Origin of the sequence: Izhakiella capsodis (assembly GCF_900115045.1) — a bacterium.
GTDB lineage: Bacteria > Pseudomonadota > Gammaproteobacteria > Enterobacterales > Enterobacteriaceae > Izhakiella > Izhakiella capsodis.
On record NZ_FOVC01000001.1, the window covers coordinates 534,960 to 555,077 of the forward strand.

Here is a 20,118-nt window from a genome sequence, read left to right on the forward strand (position 1 = left end):
GTGAAACAGGCGACGTGGTACCTTAACCCGGTTAAACTGATTATCATCTGAATCGGATGTTATATTTTGTAAGGCGGAATCTGTGGAGTTACTTTCTTATTATGGTCTATTTCTTGCTAAAACGGTGACGCTGGTCGTTGCTATCGCCGTGCTGATAATGCTGATTGCCAACGTAGCGATGCGTAAACGCGGTGAATCCGGCCAGCTAAAATTGACCAATCTCGGTGATCGTTACCAGGCCATGAAAGAAAACATGCAGCTTGAGTGCATGAAACATCATCAGCAAAAACTCTGGCACAAGGCGCAGAAGAAAAAAAGTAAACTGGAGGCGAAAGAGGAAAAAAAACGCGCCAGGCTGAATGATGTAACTGCTGGTAAACCAGTTTTGTATGTTATTGATTTCAAAGGTAGCATGGATGCCGGTGAGGTCGCGTCGTTGCGCGAGGAGATTTCCGCTGTGCTCGCGGTTGCCGGTGAGCATGATGAGGTGTTGGTCAGACTGGAAAGCCCTGGTGGCGTCGTTCATGGTTATGGCCTTGCTGCATCACAGCTTCAGCGCTTGCGTGAGAAGGGCATTCGATTGACTGTTGCTGTCGATAAGGTTGCTGCCAGCGGAGGCTATATGATGGCCTGCGTGGCGGATGAAATCGTTGCTGCTCCTTTTTCAATCATCGGCTCTATTGGTGTTGTGGCGCAGATTCCTAACTTCAATCGACTGCTCAAGCGTAATGATATTGATATTGAACTGCATACCGCGGGTCAGTATAAGCGTACTCTGACGCTGTTAGGTGAAAATACCGATGAAGGTCGGGAGAAATTTCGTGAAGACCTCAATGAAACGCATCTGCTGTTTAAACAGTTTGTGCACCAAATGCGTCCCGCACTTGATATCGATCAGGTGGCAACTGGAGAGCACTGGTACGGCACTCAGGCTCGCGAAAAAGGATTGATTGATGCAATAAGTACCAGCGACGATGTCATCATCGGTCATCTTGAGCGATTTGAGGTGATTGCAGTGCATTTCAGTCGTCGCAAAAAAATGCTTGATCGCTTCACTCACAGCGCCAGCGCCAACATAGAGCAGCTATTGCTGCGCCTGTGGCAGCGCGGTAGCCGACCACTGAATTAATTGCACCGGGGTCGGTAGGTTTACTGGCCCTCTTCTGCTATCAAGCCTCTTTGAGGCGATATTGCGGCGACAACTTATGCGCCAGATATTTGAATAAATTGAATACGACGGGGGTTCGTGGCGTTGGCAACCCCTGCTCATCGAGATAAAAGTCGCCGTTAAATATCAGTACGTCTCCCCGCTGTTTCACCGAAAGAGCTTCTACCCCTGGCAGATAATCTTCATGTTCTTGGAGCAAGTTATTGGCGACAACCAGCAGTTTGTCGGCGCTGATTGGCTCTGGCAATTGAGTCATGAAATCTCCTCCATTTATGCCGACAAACCAACGGCTGAGGGCACCCTCTAATAAATAAACGAAATGCTAACAGCGCTGAGTGTTGCAATAGATGATTTTCATCAGGTTTCTGGCGTAAATCGCCGACGGATGCTAATTAAGTTGCGTAACAGATTTTATCAGGTACAGTGTGGGCGTTTCAGAATTCCGGCGTAGATTCACGAGTATACAGGCGTAGCATACAGGATGTTAGCCAGAGAAAAATACTGTGAATCAGCAGCTTGAGGCACAGATAATCAATGTGCCTGGAGTGGCTTGCTTGGGTTGATATTGAACATACCCGCCAGAATATTAGACGTGTGCAGTTAACTGATTTAAGTTTACGTCTTTTCTTAAACTCGAAAGTTATCATCAGGTAAAGGTAAATATGGGTAAAGCTCTGGTAATTGTTGAGTCACCGGCAAAGGCTAAAACAATCAATAAATATCTCGGAAAGGACTACGTGGTGAAATCCAGCGTCGGTCATATACGGGATTTGCCGACCAGTGGTTCAACCGTTAAAAAGAGTGCTGACTCTAAAACCAGTAAAACAGAAAAAAAGGATGAGAAAAGCGCGCTGGTCAACCGCATGGGTGTCGATCCCTGGCATGACTGGAAAGCGAATTATCAGATCCTGCCTGGCAAAGAGAAGGTCGTATCTGAGCTGAAAGCACTTGCCCTGAACGCAGAACACATCTATCTGGCTACCGACCTTGACCGCGAAGGGGAGGCCATTGCCTGGCATCTGCGTGAAGTGATCGGCGGTGATGATGCACGCTACAGCCGCGTGGTATTTAATGAAATTACTAAGAACGCCATCCGTCAGGCGTTTGAAAAGCCAGCCGGACTGAATATTGATCGGGTAAATGCACAGCAGGCGCGCCGCTTCATGGACCGTGTTGTAGGCTATATGGTGTCGCCTTTACTATGGAAAAAGATCGCACGAGGTCTATCTGCGGGTCGTGTGCAGTCGGTGGCGGTACGGCTGGTTGTTGAGCGCGAGCGCGAAATTAAAGCCTTCGTGCCTGAAGAGTATTGGCAGCTTGCCGCCGACCTGACCACGCCATCAGGCAGCGATCTTCCGGTGGAAGTGACTCATCAGGGTGATAAAGCTTTTCGTCCTGTAAATCGCGAACAAACACAAGCTGCGGTAAGTTTGCTGGAAAAAGCTCGCTTTGTACTGAACGATCGTGAAGACCGGCCGACCAGTAGTAAGCCTTCCGCCCCTTTTATCACGTCAACGTTGCAGCAGGCCGCCAGCACTCGTCTCGGCTTTGGCGTGAAGAAAACAATGATGATGGCGCAGCGCCTGTACGAAGCGGGGCACATCACTTACATGCGTACTGATTCCACCAACCTGAGTCAGGATGCGCTAGGTATGGTGCGTGATTACATTGGTAAAAGCTATGGCGATCAGTATCTTCCCGACGCGCCGAACCATTACGCCAGTAAAGAAAACTCTCAGGAGGCCCATGAGGCCATCCGACCTTCTGACGTCAGTGTTACCAGTGATAGCCTCAAAGATATGGAAGCGGATGCGCAAAAACTTTATCAGCTGATTTGGCGCCAGTTTGTCGCCTGTCAGATGATGCCGGCTCGGTATGACTCCACCACCCTGACCGTTGAAGCGGCAGGTTTCAAACTGCGTGCAAAAGGCCGTACGCTGCGCTTTGACGGCTGGACGAAAGTGATGCCAGCGTTGCGTAAAGGCGATGAAGATCGCACGTTGCCTGCGGTCAATGTCGGGGATGAGCTCAGCCTGCAGCAATTGGTACCAGGCCAGCATTTTACTAAGCCGCCCGCCCGCTTCAGCGAAGCATCGCTGGTGCGCGAGCTGGAAAAGCGTGGCATTGGACGCCCGTCCACCTATGCATCAATCATTTCAACCATTCAGGATCGCGGCTATGTGCGGAGTGAAAACCGCCGTTTCTATGCAGAAAAAATGGGCGAAATCGTGACCGACAGGCTGGAAAATAATTTCCGCGAATTGATGAATTACGATTTTACCGCGCACATGGAAGACAGCCTCGATCAGGTGGCTAATAACGAAGCGCAGTGGAAATCGGTTCTGGATAAATTTTTCAGTGATTTCAGTCAGCAACTCGGGCAGGCAGAGAAAGATCCTCAAGACGGTGGCATGCAACCTAACCAGATGATCCTGACCTCGATCGACTGCCCGACCTGTGGTCGCCAAATGGGAATTCGTACGGCGACCACTGGGGTATTTTTAGGATGCTCCGGCTATGCTTTGCCACCGAAAGAGCGCTGCAAACAGACGATCAATCTGATCCCTGAAAATGAAGTGCTGAACATACTGGAAGGCGATGATGCCGAAACCAATGCGCTGCGTGCCCGCCGTCGCTGCGAGAAATGCGGTACAGCTATGGACAGCTACCTGATTGATAACCATCGTAAATTGCACGTGTGCGGTAATAATCCAGCCTGTGATGGTTACGAGATTGAACAGGGAGAGTTCCGTATTAAGGGCTATGACGGCCCGGTTGTGGAATGTGACAAGTGCGGTTCGGAAATGCATCTCCGGATGGGGCGTTTCGGTAAATATATGGCCTGTACCAATGAAGATTGCAAAAACACCCGCAAAATTTTACGCAATGGTGAAGTGGCGCCACCAAAAGAAGATCCGGTTCCGCTACCCGAACTACCGTGTGAGAGATCGGATGCTTATTTCGTTCTGCGTGATGGCGCTGCCGGTGTCTTCCTTGCCGCTAATACCTTTCCCAAGTCGCGTGAAACGCGTGCGCCGTGGGTTGAGGAGCTACTGCGTTTTCGCGACAGGTTACCGGAAAAGCTACGCTATCTGGCTGATGCGCCGGTCGCTGATGACGAAGGTAATAAAACGCTAGTGCGCTTCAGTCGCAAAACTAAGCAGCAATATGTCAGCAGTGAAAAAGAGGGCAAAGCTACCGGCTGGTCTGCTTTTTACGTTGACGGTAAGTGGCAGGTTAGCAGCAAATAATCACATCGGGCCGGTGTCAATGCTGGCCCTGCACTTTTCCCAATCGATACTCTATATACATCTGTGACAACAATGTTATAGTGGTTATAGAAAAAGCATTTTTTATTATATTTTCATATTATAGCTCTGGTTGGCATTGTAGGTGATGACGGAGCGGCGCTATGCGATTGGGATAATGAATAATGAAATTGCAGCAGTTGCGTTATATCGTAGAAGTCGTCAATCATAATCTCAACGTTTCATCCACCGCCGAGGGACTATACACCTCTCAGCCCGGTATCAGTAAGCAGGTACGCATGCTTGAAGATGAATTGGGCATTCAGATATTCTCGCGCAGCGGAAAACATTTAACTCAAGTCACTCCCGCAGGTCAGGAAATTATTCGCATCGCCCGCGAGGTGTTGTCGAAGGTTGATGCCATTAAGTCGGTCGCCGGTGAACACACATGGCCGGATAAAGGCTCACTTTATATCGCGACGACTCATACCCAGGCGCGATACGCTTTACCTGGTGTTATTAAGGGATTTATCGAGCGTTATCCCAGGGTATCGTTACACATGCATCAAGGTTCGCCAAACCAAATCGCTGAGGCGGTATCTAAAGGCAATGCAGATTTTGCCATTGCTACCGAGGCGCTGCACCTTTACGATGATTTAGTGATGTTACCTTGTTACCACTGGAATCGTTCAGTCGTCGTCACGGCAGATCATCCTCTGGCAGACAAAAAGACTCTGTCGATACAAGATCTGGCTGAATTTCCGTTGGTAACTTACACCTTCGGCTTTACCGGACGCTCGGAGTTGGATACGGCATTCAATCGTGCAGGGCTAACACCGCATATTGTTTTTACTGCCACTGATGCCGATGTGATTAAAACCTACGTTCGCCTTGGGCTGGGTGTCGGTGTTATTGCGAGTATGGCGGTGGATGCGGTTACTGACGCCGATCTGGTTCGCATCGAGGCGGCAGATGTATTCAGCTATAGCTCAACTAAAATCGGGTTCCGCCGTAGTACGTTTCTACGCAGCTACATGTACGATTTTATTCAGCGTTTTGCACCGCATCTTACTCGTGACGTCGTTGATACAGCAATTGGACTCCGTGCTAACGAGGATATAGAAGCGATGTTTAAAGATATCAAGCTGCCGGTGAAATAGGCCAGTTTGTGTGAATGAATGTCAACACTCTTTACGCTACGCTCTTTCCCTGTCGCTGGTCAGGTATACCCTTGGCATCAATAAAAATTTTCAAACAGTGTTTTTTATTTTTTAAATACCAACCCCATGACAGCTCTCAGGATTGTTATTTCTAAATGCGGTTTGAAGCACAAATTTAAAGTTTACATTTTGCAGTGACCTGAGAAAATTCTCATAATTTATGTGTGCTCATGTAAACAACTCCTTTGCATCAGGCTGGGTTTGAACTTTCTGTGTTTAATTGTGAGATTGTTTTGTGATGAAAATGACAGAATGAGTGGTGCCATGATATTTCACGGCTTTGCCTGAAGATGATTAAGCGGTTATTTATTAAGGCATTGTCTGATGCTGCTGGTCGTATTCTGCAACGTCATTGGCTGGAAATTACGGCTGAAAATGTTTAGGATTCATCTTAATTCGTAATAAGTACAGACGATCGTTCAATTGAGAGTGATTAATACTAAGTATGGTTACAAGATTATCAGTGCATCCCGAACGTAGTCATAAAACTGTGAGGGTCGTACGTTCCCGTAAGTTGAAGCGTAAAACATGGTTAGCGATTTTGGCAGGCTCAACGCTTTTCTGGATGGTAGTCGCTCTGCTGGCCTGGCACATCTTTGGCTAATCCAATACATCTTACGTTCGTCGGCGCAGTGCGCAACCATTCATCAGATTCAGAAAAAAACGATCGGGAACGAGGGTCGTTCCGCGGGTAGCTAAATGAGTTAACATTCGATCCGCCCAGCAGATCATTAATTTTACTATTAATCAGCTACAGGCAAGTCATGGCTGAGATAGTTTGCAAATAGATAACGGATGAACATTTAATAAAAACCCTGCAGGCATTGTCTGCGGGGCTTTCCACATTTTGTTCGCGTAAGACTTGTCAAATAGTGTTGTTATCAAGACGTTAAGTTTCATGTGTACTATCTTTAAATCTAACCCTGCATTTGTTCGGGTTATACCTGTTGACGTCAGAATTATAAGGAGGAGCAATGTCAACATTAGGGGATTTAAGTAAAGATACCCTGGAGGTAGCAGGTCTTCGTTATCAATTTTATAGCCTGCCGCGAGCGCAACAAAAGTTAGGTGACATAGCAAAATTACCTAAATCTTTAAAAGTGCTACTTGAAAATCTGCTGCGCTGGCAGGACGGCGAATCTGTCACAGAGGAAGATATTTTCGCGCTGGCGCAATGGCAAGATAAGGCGCATGCCGAGCGTGAGATCGCTTATCGCCCGGCACGCGTACTGATGCAGGATTTTACCGGTGTACCGGCGGTGGTCGATTTAGCCGCGATGCGCGAAGCCGTTAAACGTCTCGGTGGTGATGTTGATAAAGTTAATCCGCTTTCACCGGTTGATCTGGTGATTGACCATTCTGTTACCGTGGATAAGTTTGGCAATGATAATGCCTTTGAGGAAAATGTACTTCTGGAGATGGCGCGCAATCACGAGCGGTACGTTTTCCTTCGCTGGGGGCAGAAATCCTTTAATCGTTTCCGCGTTGTACCGCCGGGTACCGGTATCTGTCATCAGGTAAATCTAGAATATTTAGGCAAATCCATCTGGCACGAAATGCTTGCCGGCCAGGAAGTTGCCTACCCGGACACGCTGGTCGGAACCGATTCCCATACCACGATGATTAACGCGTTGGGAGTGCTTGGATGGGGTGTTGGCGGTATTGAGGCTGAAGCCGCTATGTTAGGTCAGCCTGTGTCTATGCTCATTCCCGACGTGGTAGGTTTTAAGCTGAGTGGAAAACTGCGGGCTGGCATCACTGCGACAGATTTGGTTCTGACCGTTACCCAGATGCTGCGTAAGCATGGTGTTGTAGGAAAATTCGTCGAGTTTTATGGCGATGGCCTTGATGATTTGCCGCTGGCAGATCGGGCGACAATTGCAAATATGTCCCCAGAATATGGTGCAACCTGCGGTTTTTTCCCGGTGGATCAGGTTACGCTGGATTATATGCGTCTGACCGGGCGTAGCGACCAGCAAGTCGCGTTAGTTGAAGCCTATGCCAGAAAGCAGGGGATGTGGCGTAACACAGGTGACGAGCCTATTTTTACCAGTTCGCTGTCGCTGGATATGAACGATGTTGAAGCCAGTCTGGCCGGGCCAAAACGACCACAGGATCGTGTTTCTTTGGACAAGGCGCCAGAGGCCTTCAACGCCAGCAATGAGCTTGAGGTCAATCATGCGCGAAAAGAGCATAGCGCGGTCAGTTATCAGGATGTGTTGACAAAGCAACAGGAACAGCTTGACGATGGTGCGGTGGTTATTGCGGCCATAACCTCCTGTACCAACACGTCTAACCCCAGTGTACTAATGGCCGCAGGACTACTGGCTAAGAAAGCCGTCGAGCTAGGTCTGAAACGTAAACCGTGGGTAAAAGCTTCCCTGGCACCGGGGTCAAAAGTGGTTTCCGATTATCTGGCACGCGCGCGTCTGACACCTTACCTTGATAAGCTTGGCTTTAATCTGGTCGGCTATGGCTGTACCACTTGTATCGGCAACTCCGGGCCACTTCCAGACGCTATTGAAGGCGCGATTAAAGAAGGGGATTTGACGGTGGCGGCCGTGCTTTCGGGTAACCGAAACTTTGAGGGACGAATACATCCGCTGGTAAAAACTAACTGGCTGGCTTCTCCACCGCTGGTTGTTGCCTACGCCCTCGCGGGTAATATGAGGCTTAATCTGCAACATGAGCCGATTGGTGTAGATAAAACCGGTAAGCCCGTTTATCTCAAGGATATCTGGCCGACGCCAGAAGAGATTGGGGCAGCGGTGCAGCAGGTTTCGACCAGTATGTTTAATAAAGAATATGCCGAAGTATTTGAAGGCACCCCTGAATGGCAGAAAATTCGTGTAAGTGAGGCACAGACTTACGACTGGGACGAAGGTTCTACCTATATTCGCCTGTCGCCGTTTTTTGACGATATGGGCAGAACGCCGGAACCAGTGCAGGATATCCAGGGCGCCAGGGTGCTGGCGATGCTTGGCGATTCGGTCACTACCGATCATATTTCTCCGGCAGGCAGCATCAAAGCAGACAGCCCGGCAGGGCGTTATCTGCAGGAACACGGCGTTGAACCGCATGATTTTAATTCCTATGGGTCACGGCGCGGTAATCATGAGGTGATGATGCGTGGCACTTTTGCCAACATTCGTATCCGTAATGAGATGGTGCCGGGTGTTGAGGGCGGAATAACGCGTCACATTCCCTCAGGCGAGCAGCTGGCGATTTATGATGCAGCTATGCGTTACAGGAAAGAAGGTATTCCACTGGCGATAATAGCCGGGAAGGAATACGGGTCGGGTTCAAGTCGCGACTGGGCAGCCAAAGGACCGCGTTTGCAGGGTGTCAGAGTGGTTATCGCGGAGTCATTTGAACGTATTCACCGTTCGAACCTGATCGGCATGGGGATCCTGCCGCTGGAGTTTCCGCAGGGGGAAAGCCGCAAAACGCTTAAGCTGACCGGAGAAGAGGTGATTGATATTGCCGATCTTGCCAGCATTAAGCCGGGTTGTATGGTCAAGGTGGTACTGAGTCGTAAAGATGGCAGCAAGCTTGAGATTGAGGCGCGCTGTCGAATCGATACTGGAAACGAACTCACCTATTATCAAAACGATGGCATATTACATTACGTCATTCGTAATATGCTTAACTGAAGACATAAAAAAAACCTGGCACGGTGCCAGGCTTTTTTATCAGGCAGGCTTATTTAAGCAGATGCCCCATCTTGATGGCTTTGGTGTCAAGATAGTGGGCATTCTTAGGATTGCGGCCAACAATCAATGGTACGCGCTCCACGATATTGATGCCTGCCTGGCTGAGTATCTCGACCTTATGTGGATTATTTGTTAGCAACCGGACTTGATGAATGCCGAGCAGCTTAAACATGTCAGAGCAAAGGGTGAAATCGCGTTCATCAGCCGCAAATCCTAATTGATGATTAGCTTCTACTGTATCAAAACCTTTATCCTGAAGAGCATAAGCGCGAATTTTGTTCAGCAGTCCGATGTTACGCCCCTCCTGACGATGATAGAGCAGAATACCGCGCCCCTCTTCAGCAATTTGCCTCAGCGCGGCTTCCAACTGAAATCCGCAGTCGCAGCGCAGACTGAACAATGCATCACCGGTAAGGCACTCTGAATGAACGCGCGTCAGTACCGGGTTATCGTCACTGACATCCCCGTAAACCAGCGCCACGTGGTCATGGCCCGTAGCCAGTTCTTCGAAACCCACCATGAGGAAATCTCCCCAGGGAGTAGGTAGTTTGGCTTCTGCCACCCGTTTAAGCTGCATCTTTTTCTCCGAATACTCAGGTTACGCGGTTTATTACCGGCATGTTGTCAGCACGTTAACGAAGTCGATTCGGCGTATATTCTGCCACATCCCTATCTGATAAGCGTAACGCTAAGAGCTATAAACATTATTTGATGTTAATACCACGTTTTTTATATATAGGTTATTATTTTTGCTAATATTTTATATCAATAACCACGTTTAAATCCAATGTTACAGGAAAGCTGAATGGGCGATATTATCAAGCGTACCGGCGTAGGTTCACTACTATTGATTTTAATGCCGCTTGTCGTCTGGGTCTTACGCTGGCGCTGGGCGCCGGGAGGAAATTACGATATTCAGTACGTATTATATTGGCTGACTGAAAGCGTTACTCGTCCCTGGGGCATTTTGACCAGCGCTTTACTGTGCGGCTGGTTTCTTTGGTGTCTCCGATTGCACTTCAAATCTGCATTGGTTTTGCTGGCTATCATGATTGCAGTCATTGCCGGTGGTCAGTTCAGCAATCAAGTGATCAAAACGCTGCTAAAAGAACCCCGGCCTTACGTGCGCTGGTTGGAAGAGACTCACCACATTACAAGCGAGGATTTTTACGCTCAGCCCCGTGATTCGCGCAGCGTACAGGTGACGCAGATGACCGATCATGATAATCGTATTCCGGCCTGGTTGAAACAACACTGGTCTTTTGAAACTGGGTTTGCATTGCCCTCCGGGCATACGATGTTTTCTGCCAGTTGGGCTTTGTTAAGCGTTGGTTTGCTATGGCCGCGTCGCCATTACAAAACGGTTGCCGTCCTGATGATATGGGCCACTGGTGTAATGACAAGCAGACTGGTTTTGGGTATGCACTGGCCGCGCGATCTCGTGGCGGCGGTGCTGATGAGCTGGCTATTGGTTATTGTCTCGACCTGGTGCGCGCAGCGCTGGGGTATACTGGCGATGAAGCCGCGTGAGCAGCGCCTGATAGTGCAGCGTAAAAGCACAAAGTAGCATTGTTTTTACACAATAAGCCCCCATAACTTGACAAGTTTAGTGAGCGCATCGGATTACGAGCACCCTGACGTTTTTTTTGGCATAATTCACCCGCTTACCATCAATGACAGGACAAACCGTGAAATACCTACTGCTCTTTTTACTGGTTTTGGTGATTTTTATTATCTCAATCACGCTCGGAGCGCAAAACGATCAGGTAGTGACGTTTAACTTCCTGTTGGCTCAGGGAGAGTTTCGTATTTCAACCCTGCTTGCGACCCTCTTTGGTTCAGGTTTTCTGCTTGGCTGGGCGATTTGTGGTTTATTCTGGCTGCGTGTTCGCATGCAGTTGGCTCATAGCCAGCGCAAACTTAAACGTCTTCAGCAAAAGATGCAGAACGAAACAACAGCCGTTACTGCCTCAGCGCCAGCCCTCAAGGAATGATGTTTTATGTATGAGCTGCTATTTCTGTTACTGCCCGTTGCCGCCGCTTATGGTTGGTATATGGGGCGCAGGAGTGCGCAGCAGGATAAGCAGCAGGAAGCGAATCGTCTCTCGCGTGATTATGTCGCAGGAGTGAATTTCCTGCTTTCTAATCAGCAGGATAAAGCAGTCGATCTGTTCCTTGACATGTTAAAAGAGGACAGCGGCACCGTTGAAGCCCATCTGACGCTTGGCAATCTGTTTCGCTCGCGTGGTGAAGTTGATCGTGCGATCCGTATCCACCAGTCGCTAATGGAAAGCGCCTCACTCTCCTATGAGCAGCGTCTACTGGCTATTCAGCAACTTGGCCGCGATTTCATGGCGGCAGGTTTCTACGATCGCGCCGAGGGCATGTTCAATCAGTTAGTTGATGAAACCGATTTCCGCGTTGGCGCGTTGCAACAGTTGCTTATTATCCACCAGGCTGTGAGTGACTGGCCAAAAGCTATCGATGTGGCAGAAAAACTGGTGAAGCAAGGTAAAGAGCAGCAGCGTCTGGAAATTGCGCATTTTTATTGTGAGCTGGCGTTGCAGGCGCTGAGCCACGATGACCTGGAGCGGGCGATAAGCCTTCTGAAAAAGGGTGAGGCGGCCAATCGTGACAGCGCTCGCGTGTCTATCATGATGGGGCGTATTCACATTGCGAAGAAAGAGTTCAGACGCGCCATTGACCGTTTGCAACGCGTTTTGGAACAGGACAAGGAGCTGGTCAGCGAAACGCTGGATATGTTGGAGAATTGCTATATGCAGCTGGACCGACAGGATGCATGGGCCGACTATTTGCGCCGCTGTGTCGAAGAGAACACTGGCGCCTCAGCTGAACTTCATCTGGCGGACATACTGGAGCGGCGGCAGGGCACAGAAGCGGCACAGAGCTATATCAACGGGCAGATGCAGCGTCATCCGACCATGCGCGGCTTTTATCGGCTAATGGATTTTCACCTACAGGAAGCTGAAAACGGTCGTGCTAAGGAGAGTTTGCAGGTGCTGCAGGGAATGGTTGGCGAGCAGATCCGTACTAAACCACGTTATCGTTGCCACAAATGTGGTTTTACTGCTCACACGTTGTACTGGCATTGCCCATCGTGTCGCGCATGGTCTTCAGTAAAGCCGATCCGCGGACTGGACGGCCAGTAAACACATTTATCCGCTTTCACCGTCAGGTCCTTATAATGGCTTCCCACTGAAAAACTCATATTTCTGACTTCTGTTCCGATGACTTAATGCATTTTAGTTACAACATTCTAATTTTTATTTAATGAACTTTCAGTCACCACAACGCACCTTTTTCTGGCAGATAATTTCACCGCAAATGGCCTCAAAAGATGATTTTTTTATTCAGCCTTGTAAAATACTCGCGATTTATTGTTCGCACTCAGGTGCAGTATGTAAAGGCCAGACCATGCAATCTCCAGTTATTCAGTCACCCGTCGTTGTGGCCCTCGATTACCCTGATCGCAATCGCGCCCTGGCTTTTGTTGATGAAATTGACCCACAGAGCTGTCGACTCAAGGTCGGCAAAGAGATGTTTACTTTATTCGGGCCGCAATTTGTTCATGAGCTTCACAAGCGTGGGTTTGCGGTTTTTTTAGATCTTAAGTTTCATGATATTCCTAACACCGTTGCCCGCGCAGTTGCCGCGGCGGCCGAACTGGGCGTCTGGATGGTAAATGTTCATGCCAGCGGTGGGGCGCGAATGATGAATGCCGCGCGTGAAGCTTTGCTACCCTATGATAAGGAGGCACCCGTACTTATCGCCGTTACTGTTCTGACCAGCATGGATGCCGGGGATCTGGACGGGCTGGGGATTAAGTTGACACCTGAAGCCTATGCTACCCAGCTGGCTGCGCTAACTTATGATTGTGGGCTGGACGGGGTAGTTTGTTCTGCCCAGGAAGTCGCCAGCTTCAGAAAAAGGTTTAGCGATGATTTTAAATTAATTACGCCAGGTATTCGTCCCGCGGGCAGTGATAAGGGCGATCAGCGTCGCGTGATGACGCCGCAGCAGGCCAGGCAGGTGGGCGTCGACTACATGGTAATAGGACGCCCTGTCACACAGTCAGCCGATCCTGCTACCATATTGCGGAATATCCTTACCTCTTTACAGGATGCATAAATGAGCGACATTAACAATCGGCTGGTCTATTCAACTGAAACCGGTCGGATTGAGGAAGAAACGATTAAATCAGTGCGGGTTAAAGGCGATGGTATTGTACGTATCCACCGCCAAACCAGTGGACGCAAGGGAAAGGGGGTCAGCCTGATTACAGGTATTGACTTTGATGATGCTTCGCTCAATCAACTGGCCGGCGAGTTGAAAAAGAAATGTGGTTGTGGCGGTTCGGTTAAAGATGGCGTGATTGAAATTCAGGGTGACAAGCGCGATCTGCTCAAATCGCTGCTCGAAAGCAAAGGGATGAAAGTGAAGCTGGCCGGAGGCTAAGACCGCAGATTTAACATGCCCGAACCATTATTAAAATCTGCAGCCCCATTTGCCAGGGAAAGCACCTGATTTAATTTTTAATTACTTATTAACCTGGTGACCAATTACTCCGCCAACCGCCGCCCCGCCAAGCGTGCCCAATCCGCTACCATTCGTCAGCACATGTCCGCCTACAGCACCGACCCCTGCACCGATTGCTGTATTACGATCGCGCTTACTCCAGTGAGAACAACCAGTAAGAGAAACGCTCAGAAGGGTAGCCAGTATTACGCCTGTGTAGCTCTTAGTTATTTTATTCATCATAATTCTCCGTCGAAAAAACAGCTAAGTTGCCTGAGTAATCTTAATAGCACGTTGTATAACAGCTGAGTTATCGCTAAAAACGATATAATTCTCTATAAGGACTCGCGATCACGCTTCATGCCTTGCTCGATCACAGAGCAATGATTTTGCCTGAACTAAGAAATGTAAGTAAATCAGACCAATTATTACCTTATAGTGAATTAACTTTAGCTGAGTTTATCGAATACTGATGGCTTTCACAGGTAAATAGTCTGAAAGGGAGAGTGACCAGGTCTGGTCACGAGTTATTAACCATCAATAAATCGATGGTTGTATCGTGACGGCATTAATGTGTTTAATAAGTTTCTCTAAATAATTACTATTTTCCCGCCTCCATGACTGGCAGCATTCAATGTATTTTTTGCACTGGAAATTAACCACGTATTTAGTGATAAGGCAGTCTCGATTAGTCTGACATTGAGAAAGACCCATTAATAATTGAGGAAATGATTATGACAGCAATTGATCAGACTACCTGCCGACTGTTTACGGAATCCGGTGATAATGCACAGCTCTCTGCTTACTACGAAGAGGGGCGACACACGATGTGGATGCTATTGCGTTCTCAGCCCCGCCCAAATTTCAATCATGGGTTAATCGAAGAAATAATGAATCTAAGCTACGCAGCTCAGCGTTCGGGACTGAGGATTGATTTTTGGGTAACAGGCTCATTGGTTCCCGCCATGTTCAACGCTGGCGGAGATTTGCGCTTTTTTGTTGACTCAATTAAATCCGGACGTCGTGAAGCGCTACGTGCCTATGCCCGCGCCTGTGTTGATTGCATTCATGCGGCTGCGCACGGCTTTGGCACTGGCGCGGTAACGTTGGCTATGGTTGAGGGAAGCGCACTGGGAGGCGGATTTGAGGCGGCTCTGGCTCATCATTTTATTCTTGCACAGGACACTGCGCGTATGGGTTTTCCGGAAATTGCTTTTAATCTGTTCCCTGGGATGGGGGGCTATTCATTAGTGGCGCGACGTGCAGGGATGAGACTGGCGGAAGAGTTGATTTGTCAGGGAGAGACGCACACCGGAGACTGGTTCGAAACAAGGGGGTTAGTGGATAAACTATTTGAGTCGGGGGAGGGTTACCGTGCCACCCGCACCTTCATCGATACACTGGCGCCTAAGCTTAACGGTATAAAGGCAATGCTGCGCGCCCGTCAGCGTGTTATACAGCTTAGTCGCTCCGAACTGATGGACATCACTGAAGATTGGGTGGATTCAGCGTTCACTATTGAGGCGAAAGACCTGGCGTACATGGAGCGTCTGGTATTGCTACAAAATCGCCATACCGCACAAACATTACGCAAGGCTGGGTAATTCACACTAGCGTCGATGTTTAAGCCAATGTTCCAGAGCCTCAGCGGGCATTGGCTTTGCATGCAGAAAACCCTGACGAATGTTAACACCGTTAGCAATAACAAACTTGTCTTCCTCAACAGTTTCAATTCCCTCGGCGATCACGCACAAGTCCAGCGCTCTGGCAACGGCCACGATGGCGCGCACCAGTGACTGTGAAACAGGTTGCACATTAACACCTCGGATAAAGCTCTGATCGAGCTTAATCGCGTTGATCGGAAAACGTGTGAGCTGTGAAAGCGAGGAGTAGCCGGTACCAAAATCATCCAGATGAATTTGCGCACCCAGCTGGCGAAATAACTGCATCAAAGCCAGTGCTTGCTCCTCATTTTCAATCAGGCAGCTCTCAGTGAGCTCAATGTCCAGTGGGCAATCCGTCATCTGTGCATCGTTAAGCGCCTTTTTCAGATCGTTGTATAAACGTTGGTCGATGAGCTGGCGCGGTGACACGTTGACGGCCACTCTCAGGCTGATCCCCCTACGTTGCCAGTCAGCGATTTGGGTTAATACATTCAGTAGAACCCATCGGCCGAGTGGCACTATCAGCCCTGATTCCTCTGCGTAAGGAATGAAGCTTTCAGGGGGGACAAGCCCTCGCTCCGGTGAGTTCCAGCGCACCAGTGCTTCAGCGCTGACCACCTCACCATTAATATCGATTTTGGGCTGATAGTCGATGACTAGTTGTTGCAAATCCAGGGCCTTACGGAGGTGGGTATCAAGCCATAGATATTCAAATACGCGCTTATTCATCCCGGTGCTGAAAATGCAAAATTTACCCCGGTCATTCTCTTTGGCGTTATACATGGCAGTATCTGCATTTCGAATCAGGCTTTCCCTGTCCTTCCCATGTTGAGGGCTGATGGCAATGCCAATCGAACAGCCTGAATATACCTCAATCGGCCCGACACGAAATGGCTGCTTCAATCGCTCAATAATTCGTTCTGCCATGCTCTTCAGCGCTATCTCACTGGTATTTTCTGCCAGTATCAAAAACTCATCGCCGCCCAAGCGTGCTAATGCCTGTTCTTTCTTAAGGCAGCTTTGAATGGCCTGAGAAACTGACTTCAATAATTGGTCGCCAAACAGATGACCATAGGCATCGTTGATTTTCTTGAAATTATCGAGATCAAGATAGATGAGGCCGACTTCACTGTCACCCCGCTGCTCAAGCGCTTCGGCTATCTCTTGAACCATGGCGTTGCGGTTGGGCAGGCCGGTAATAGAGTCGGTATTGGCCAGTACGCGCAGACGCTCCTGTGCGCTACGCTCTTCAGTAATGTCGGTTCCTGAACAGATCAGGAACGGTTCATCACGACTGCCGCCACTATAAACGAATTTATTGCGAAATAAGAACAGACGCTGGCCGCGTTTAGTGTTAATCCAGCGCTCTACCTCATACGATTGGCCGTTACGAAAAAAACCAGTGATGTTGCGGCGCGAAGCGGCAGCCTCCTGTTTGCTCATGAACAGCTGAAAGACATTATATCCGATGACTTCCTGCTCCTTGAGGCCGGTATACTCTTCACTGAGGCGGTTGAAGCGCTGAATATTGCCGCGCCGATCGATGATGACAATGACCGAGTTGGCTTCAGAAACAATCTGCTCAGCAAAAGAAAGCCCCTGTATCAGCTCGCGAGCAACGGTTGTGCTATCGCCCCAAGCGGAAGCGGTTCCCGCCCATTCGTACTGGTTAATCCTGCGGCCGACAAGATGCACAGGCAGCTCTTCGCCCTGAATGCGCAGGTTCAGATTGATACTGGAAGTGATCACCGTCATCGCGCGGATGAGGCTGGCCTGCGGTGCGTTGAGCGCCACCGCAGAGCTTGTCTGAGACTTTTCATCCTTGGCAAATCGTAGTGCGTCACTATCGGCAGTAAGACGCCAATGGGGGCTGGTCGTGCCAAAGCAGGTATACAGCAACGTTTGGCCCAACTCATCGGTCATATTTAGCTCCTCATGCTGTGACGATAGTGCCGGTCTATCTCTCTATTTTAACAACAGTATTCAGCTATCTGTACGGTTACAAGAAACATTGTGGATATATTTTTATAATCAGGCAGGCTGGAAGTTTGAAAAATACCCCGGGCGCACGCCGGGATAATATTGCTAGCAGGGACATCGCCCTGGAGAACCGGGGTTAGTGGGAAATCGTGCGTCGACACAATAACGATGAAACGCACGGGCGGTCATCGGCGTCTTCTCCGGATGTATGCGTTGCATGTGATCCAGATAGGTCTGATAGTCCCGGACCCCAACCATCAGCCGGAAACATTGAATTAACCGTTTCAATATCAGGCGACAGCCGGTTGGTGAGGTAATAACCGGCTCATTTAGCCGGGTGAACGTTTTAAATGGCCCGGACAGAGGGGGGCGGATAGGTGTTTTTACCGCGCTAAACATGGTCAACCTCATTACGCAATATAGGCGAAGTTTCGTGGGTTGTGGCGATGCTACTTGCCAGAGCTTTGCGTATCACAAATATTGCCGCTATCAGCATTGTAACGGCAACCAGCATGAAAAAACCGCACAACACGGCGTTAATCTGGTTGCTGATAACGATAGTATGCATATCTGTCATGGTTTTTGCCGGGGCGAGGATCATGTCATTGTCGATGCCACGGGCAAACTTTTTCGCCTGAGCGAGAAAACCAACGGTCGGGCTGGCATCGAAAATCTTCTGCCAGCCGGCAGTCATGGAAGTTATAAACAGCAGGATGGTTGGCAGGATAGTGACCCACGTATAACGCTGCTTTTTCATTTTAAATAGCACGACGGTGCCGAGGATCAGCGCCATTGATGCCAGCATCTGATTGCCGATACCAAACAGCGGCCACAGGGTGTTAATGCCACCTAATGGATCGATGACTCCCTGATAAACGAAGAATCCCCAACAGGCAACGGCAACCGCAGTGCCGATAATATTTCCCACCCAGGAACGGTTATTCGCCAGCGAAGGTATAACCATGCCCACCAGATCCTGCACCATGAAGCGGCAGGCGCGGGTACCCGCGTCCACGGCGGTAAGAATAAACAGTGCTTCAAACAGGATAGCAAAATGATACCAGAAGGCCATCATAGCCCGGCTGTTTATTACCTCGGTGAGGATATGAGCCATGCCCACGGCGAAGGTCGGGGCACCGCCGGCGCGTGAAAGTATTGAAGTTTCACCGACATCATGTGCAATTTGCGTCAGTGTTTCTGGCGTCAGCACAAAGCCCCAGCTATTGATTACCTGTGCGGCCTGTTCAATCGTTGTACCAATTATTGCTGCAGGGGCGTTGAGCGCAAAGTAGACCCCCGGATCGATTACCGAAGCGCAAATCAGCGCCATTATTGCGACAAATGACTCCATTAGCATCGCACCGTAGCCAATGACGCGGATATGGCTTTCATACTCAATCAGCTTGGGCGTTGTTCCGCTGGATACCAGCGCGTGGAAGCCAGAAATAGCGCCGCAGGCAATCGTTATAAACAGGAACGGAAAGAGATTCCCGGCAAATACTGGCCCACTACCGTCTATAAACCTGGTCACGGCAGGCATTTTTAATACGGGCATGGCGATAACGATACTGAGTGCAAGGCCAAGGATCACCCCAATTTTGAGGAAGGTTGACAGATAGTCGCGCGGTGCCAGCAGCAGCCAAACCGGTAGCACAGATGCAACGAAGCCGTAAATAACTAAAACCCAGGTCAACGTGGTGCCTTTCAGGGTAAAGAATGGCCCCCAAAACGTGTCCTGTGCCACTGAGCCGCCATAGACAATTGCGGCCATCATCAATACAAAACCGATCACCGACACCTCAAGAATACGGCCAGGACGGATAAAACGCATATAGATACCCATCAAGAGGGCGATAGGCAGCGTTGCGGCAATGGTAAATAGCCCCCAGGGGCTGTTGGATAGTGCTTTTACTACCACCAATGCCAGTGCAGACAGAATGATGATCATGACGCCAAATGCGCCCAACATGGTAACCACGCCGGCAAAAGGGCCAAGTTCCTGACGCGCCATTTCACCAAGAGAGCGTCCATCGCGGCGGGTGGAAATGAACAGGATAAGAAAATCCTGTACGGCGCCGGCAAACACCACGCCAACCAGTATCCAGACAGTACCGGGCAAAAATCCCATCTGTGCTGCCAGCACCGGCCCGACCAGCGGTCCGGCACCTGCGATGGCGGCGAAATGATGGCCGAATAACACCCATTTATTGGTCGGAACATAATCAAGTCCGTCGTTATAGCGTTCGGCAGGGGTCAGACGGTTATCATTCAATTCAAAAATTCGTCGGGAAATAAACAGGCTGTAGAAACGATATGCGATGCAGTAACAGGCTACTGCGGTGACGACCAGCCAGAGGGTGTTAACCTGCTCGCCGCGCTTCAGTGCCAGCATGGCAAAAGCGGCGACACCCACCAACGTCACTGCTGTCCAGATTAAACTGGATTTGAGATTTTTCATTACTTAACTCCTTGTCTTTCCACTGATGACATATCAGGAAGGCTTATGGAAAATTAAAAGTAATGTAATTTTTTGTTAGCGGAGGTATTTGCTGAGGAATCTGTGAATTAACAAGTGTTTTTTAATGACGA

Annotated in this window: 16 protein-coding genes and 1 pseudogene; 11 read left to right on the plus strand and 6 right to left on the minus strand. The window is 49.3% G+C overall.

The window, feature by feature from the left end; translation table 11 throughout:
• The first annotated feature begins 82 nt into the window (after positions 1-82).
• Positions 83-1,129, plus strand: a complete 1,047-nt coding sequence (sohB, locus tag BM191_RS02505; protein WP_092874672.1) for a protease SohB — start codon at positions 83-85, stop codon at positions 1,127-1,129.
• Positions 1,130-1,169: 40 nt separating this feature from the next.
• Here sohB and BM191_RS02510 read toward each other — a convergent pair whose 3' ends face one another.
• On the minus strand, positions 1,170-1,424 hold the full coding sequence (locus tag BM191_RS02510) for a DUF2498 family protein (protein ID WP_092874675.1): 255 nt from the start codon (positions 1,422-1,424) through the stop codon (positions 1,170-1,172).
• A 406-nt stretch (positions 1,425-1,830) separates the two neighbouring features.
• Here BM191_RS02510 and topA point away from each other — a divergent pair, with 406 nt between their 5' ends.
• The 4 genes from topA (at position 1,831) to acnA (ending at position 9,289) form a co-directional block, all read left to right on the plus strand.
• Positions 1,831-4,419, plus strand: coding sequence for a type I DNA topoisomerase (gene topA, locus BM191_RS02515; RefSeq protein WP_092874678.1), 2,589 nt, complete (start codon positions 1,831-1,833; stop codon positions 4,417-4,419).
• A gap of 182 nt (positions 4,420-4,601) precedes the next feature.
• On the plus strand, positions 4,602-5,576 hold the full coding sequence (cysB, locus tag BM191_RS02520) for an HTH-type transcriptional regulator CysB (protein ID WP_092874681.1): 975 nt from the start codon (positions 4,602-4,604) through the stop codon (positions 5,574-5,576).
• 505 nt (positions 5,577-6,081) lie between these two features.
• A complete protein-coding gene (locus BM191_RS02525) occupies positions 6,082-6,240 on the plus strand; it encodes a YmiA family putative membrane protein (protein ID WP_092874684.1) in 159 nt (52 codons plus the stop codon).
• Positions 6,241-6,610: 370 nt separating this feature from the next.
• Positions 6,611-9,289, plus strand: a complete 2,679-nt coding sequence (gene acnA, locus BM191_RS02530) for an aconitate hydratase AcnA (protein ID WP_092874687.1) — start codon at positions 6,611-6,613, stop codon at positions 9,287-9,289.
• Positions 9,290-9,338: 49 nt separating this feature from the next.
• Here acnA and ribA read toward each other — a convergent pair whose 3' ends face one another.
• On the minus strand, positions 9,339-9,926 hold the full coding sequence (gene ribA / locus BM191_RS02535; RefSeq protein ID WP_092874690.1) for a GTP cyclohydrolase II: 588 nt from the start codon (positions 9,924-9,926) through the stop codon (positions 9,339-9,341).
• 228 nt (positions 9,927-10,154) lie between these two features.
• Here ribA and pgpB point away from each other — a divergent pair, with 228 nt between their 5' ends.
• From pgpB to yciH, 5 genes are all read left to right on the plus strand, one after another.
• Positions 10,155-10,916, plus strand: coding sequence for a phosphatidylglycerophosphatase B (pgpB, locus tag BM191_RS02540; protein WP_092874693.1), 762 nt, complete (start codon positions 10,155-10,157; stop codon positions 10,914-10,916).
• 121 nt (positions 10,917-11,037) lie between these two features.
• Entirely contained in the window at positions 11,038-11,343 is a 306-nt protein-coding gene (locus BM191_RS02545; RefSeq protein WP_092874696.1) for a LapA family protein, read from the plus strand.
• 6 nt (positions 11,344-11,349) lie between these two features.
• Positions 11,350-12,519, plus strand: a complete 1,170-nt coding sequence (lapB, locus tag BM191_RS02550) for a lipopolysaccharide assembly protein LapB (RefSeq protein ID WP_092874699.1) — start codon at positions 11,350-11,352, stop codon at positions 12,517-12,519.
• A gap of 265 nt (positions 12,520-12,784) precedes the next feature.
• Positions 12,785-13,498: an orotidine-5'-phosphate decarboxylase gene (gene pyrF, locus BM191_RS02555; RefSeq protein ID WP_092875203.1), complete on the plus strand. Its 714-nt coding sequence runs from the start codon at positions 12,785-12,787 to the stop codon at positions 13,496-13,498.
• Positions 13,499-13,825 (plus strand): stress response translation initiation inhibitor YciH, encoded by a 327-nt coding sequence (yciH, locus tag BM191_RS02560; RefSeq protein WP_092874702.1) that lies wholly within the window; start codon positions 13,499-13,501, stop codon positions 13,823-13,825. It begins immediately after the preceding gene.
• Between the two features lie 81 nt (positions 13,826-13,906).
• On the opposite strand, the gene osmB is transcribed toward yciH, so the two are convergent.
• Positions 13,907-14,125 carry an osmotically-inducible lipoprotein OsmB gene (gene osmB, locus BM191_RS02565; protein WP_092874705.1) on the minus strand — a complete coding sequence of 73 codons (219 nt, stop codon included), beginning with the start codon at positions 14,123-14,125 and terminating at the stop codon, positions 13,907-13,909.
• A gap of 494 nt (positions 14,126-14,619) precedes the next feature.
• Here osmB and BM191_RS02570 point away from each other — a divergent pair, with 494 nt between their 5' ends.
• The gene (locus tag BM191_RS02570) at positions 14,620-15,489 is read left to right on the plus strand and encodes a crotonase/enoyl-CoA hydratase family protein (protein WP_092874708.1); all 870 of its coding nucleotides are present in this window, start codon (positions 14,620-14,622) and stop codon (positions 15,487-15,489) included.
• A gap of 6 nt (positions 15,490-15,495) precedes the next feature.
• Here BM191_RS02570 and pdeR read toward each other — a convergent pair whose 3' ends face one another.
• The 3 genes and pseudogenes from pdeR to BM191_RS02585 form a co-directional block, all read right to left on the minus strand.
• Positions 15,496-17,472, minus strand: coding sequence for a cyclic di-GMP phosphodiesterase (gene pdeR / locus BM191_RS02575; protein WP_092874711.1), 1,977 nt, complete (start codon positions 17,470-17,472; stop codon positions 15,496-15,498).
• A gap of 162 nt (positions 17,473-17,634) precedes the next feature.
• Positions 17,635-17,826: pseudogene (locus tag BM191_RS17000) on the minus strand (YbdD/YjiX family protein); the annotation flags it as partial.
• 94 nt (positions 17,827-17,920) lie between these two features.
• Complete coding sequence (locus BM191_RS02585) at positions 17,921-19,987, minus strand: carbon starvation CstA family protein (RefSeq protein WP_092874717.1); 2,067 nt, start codon at positions 19,985-19,987, stop codon at positions 17,921-17,923.
• Between the last annotated feature and the right edge of the window lie 131 nt (positions 19,988-20,118).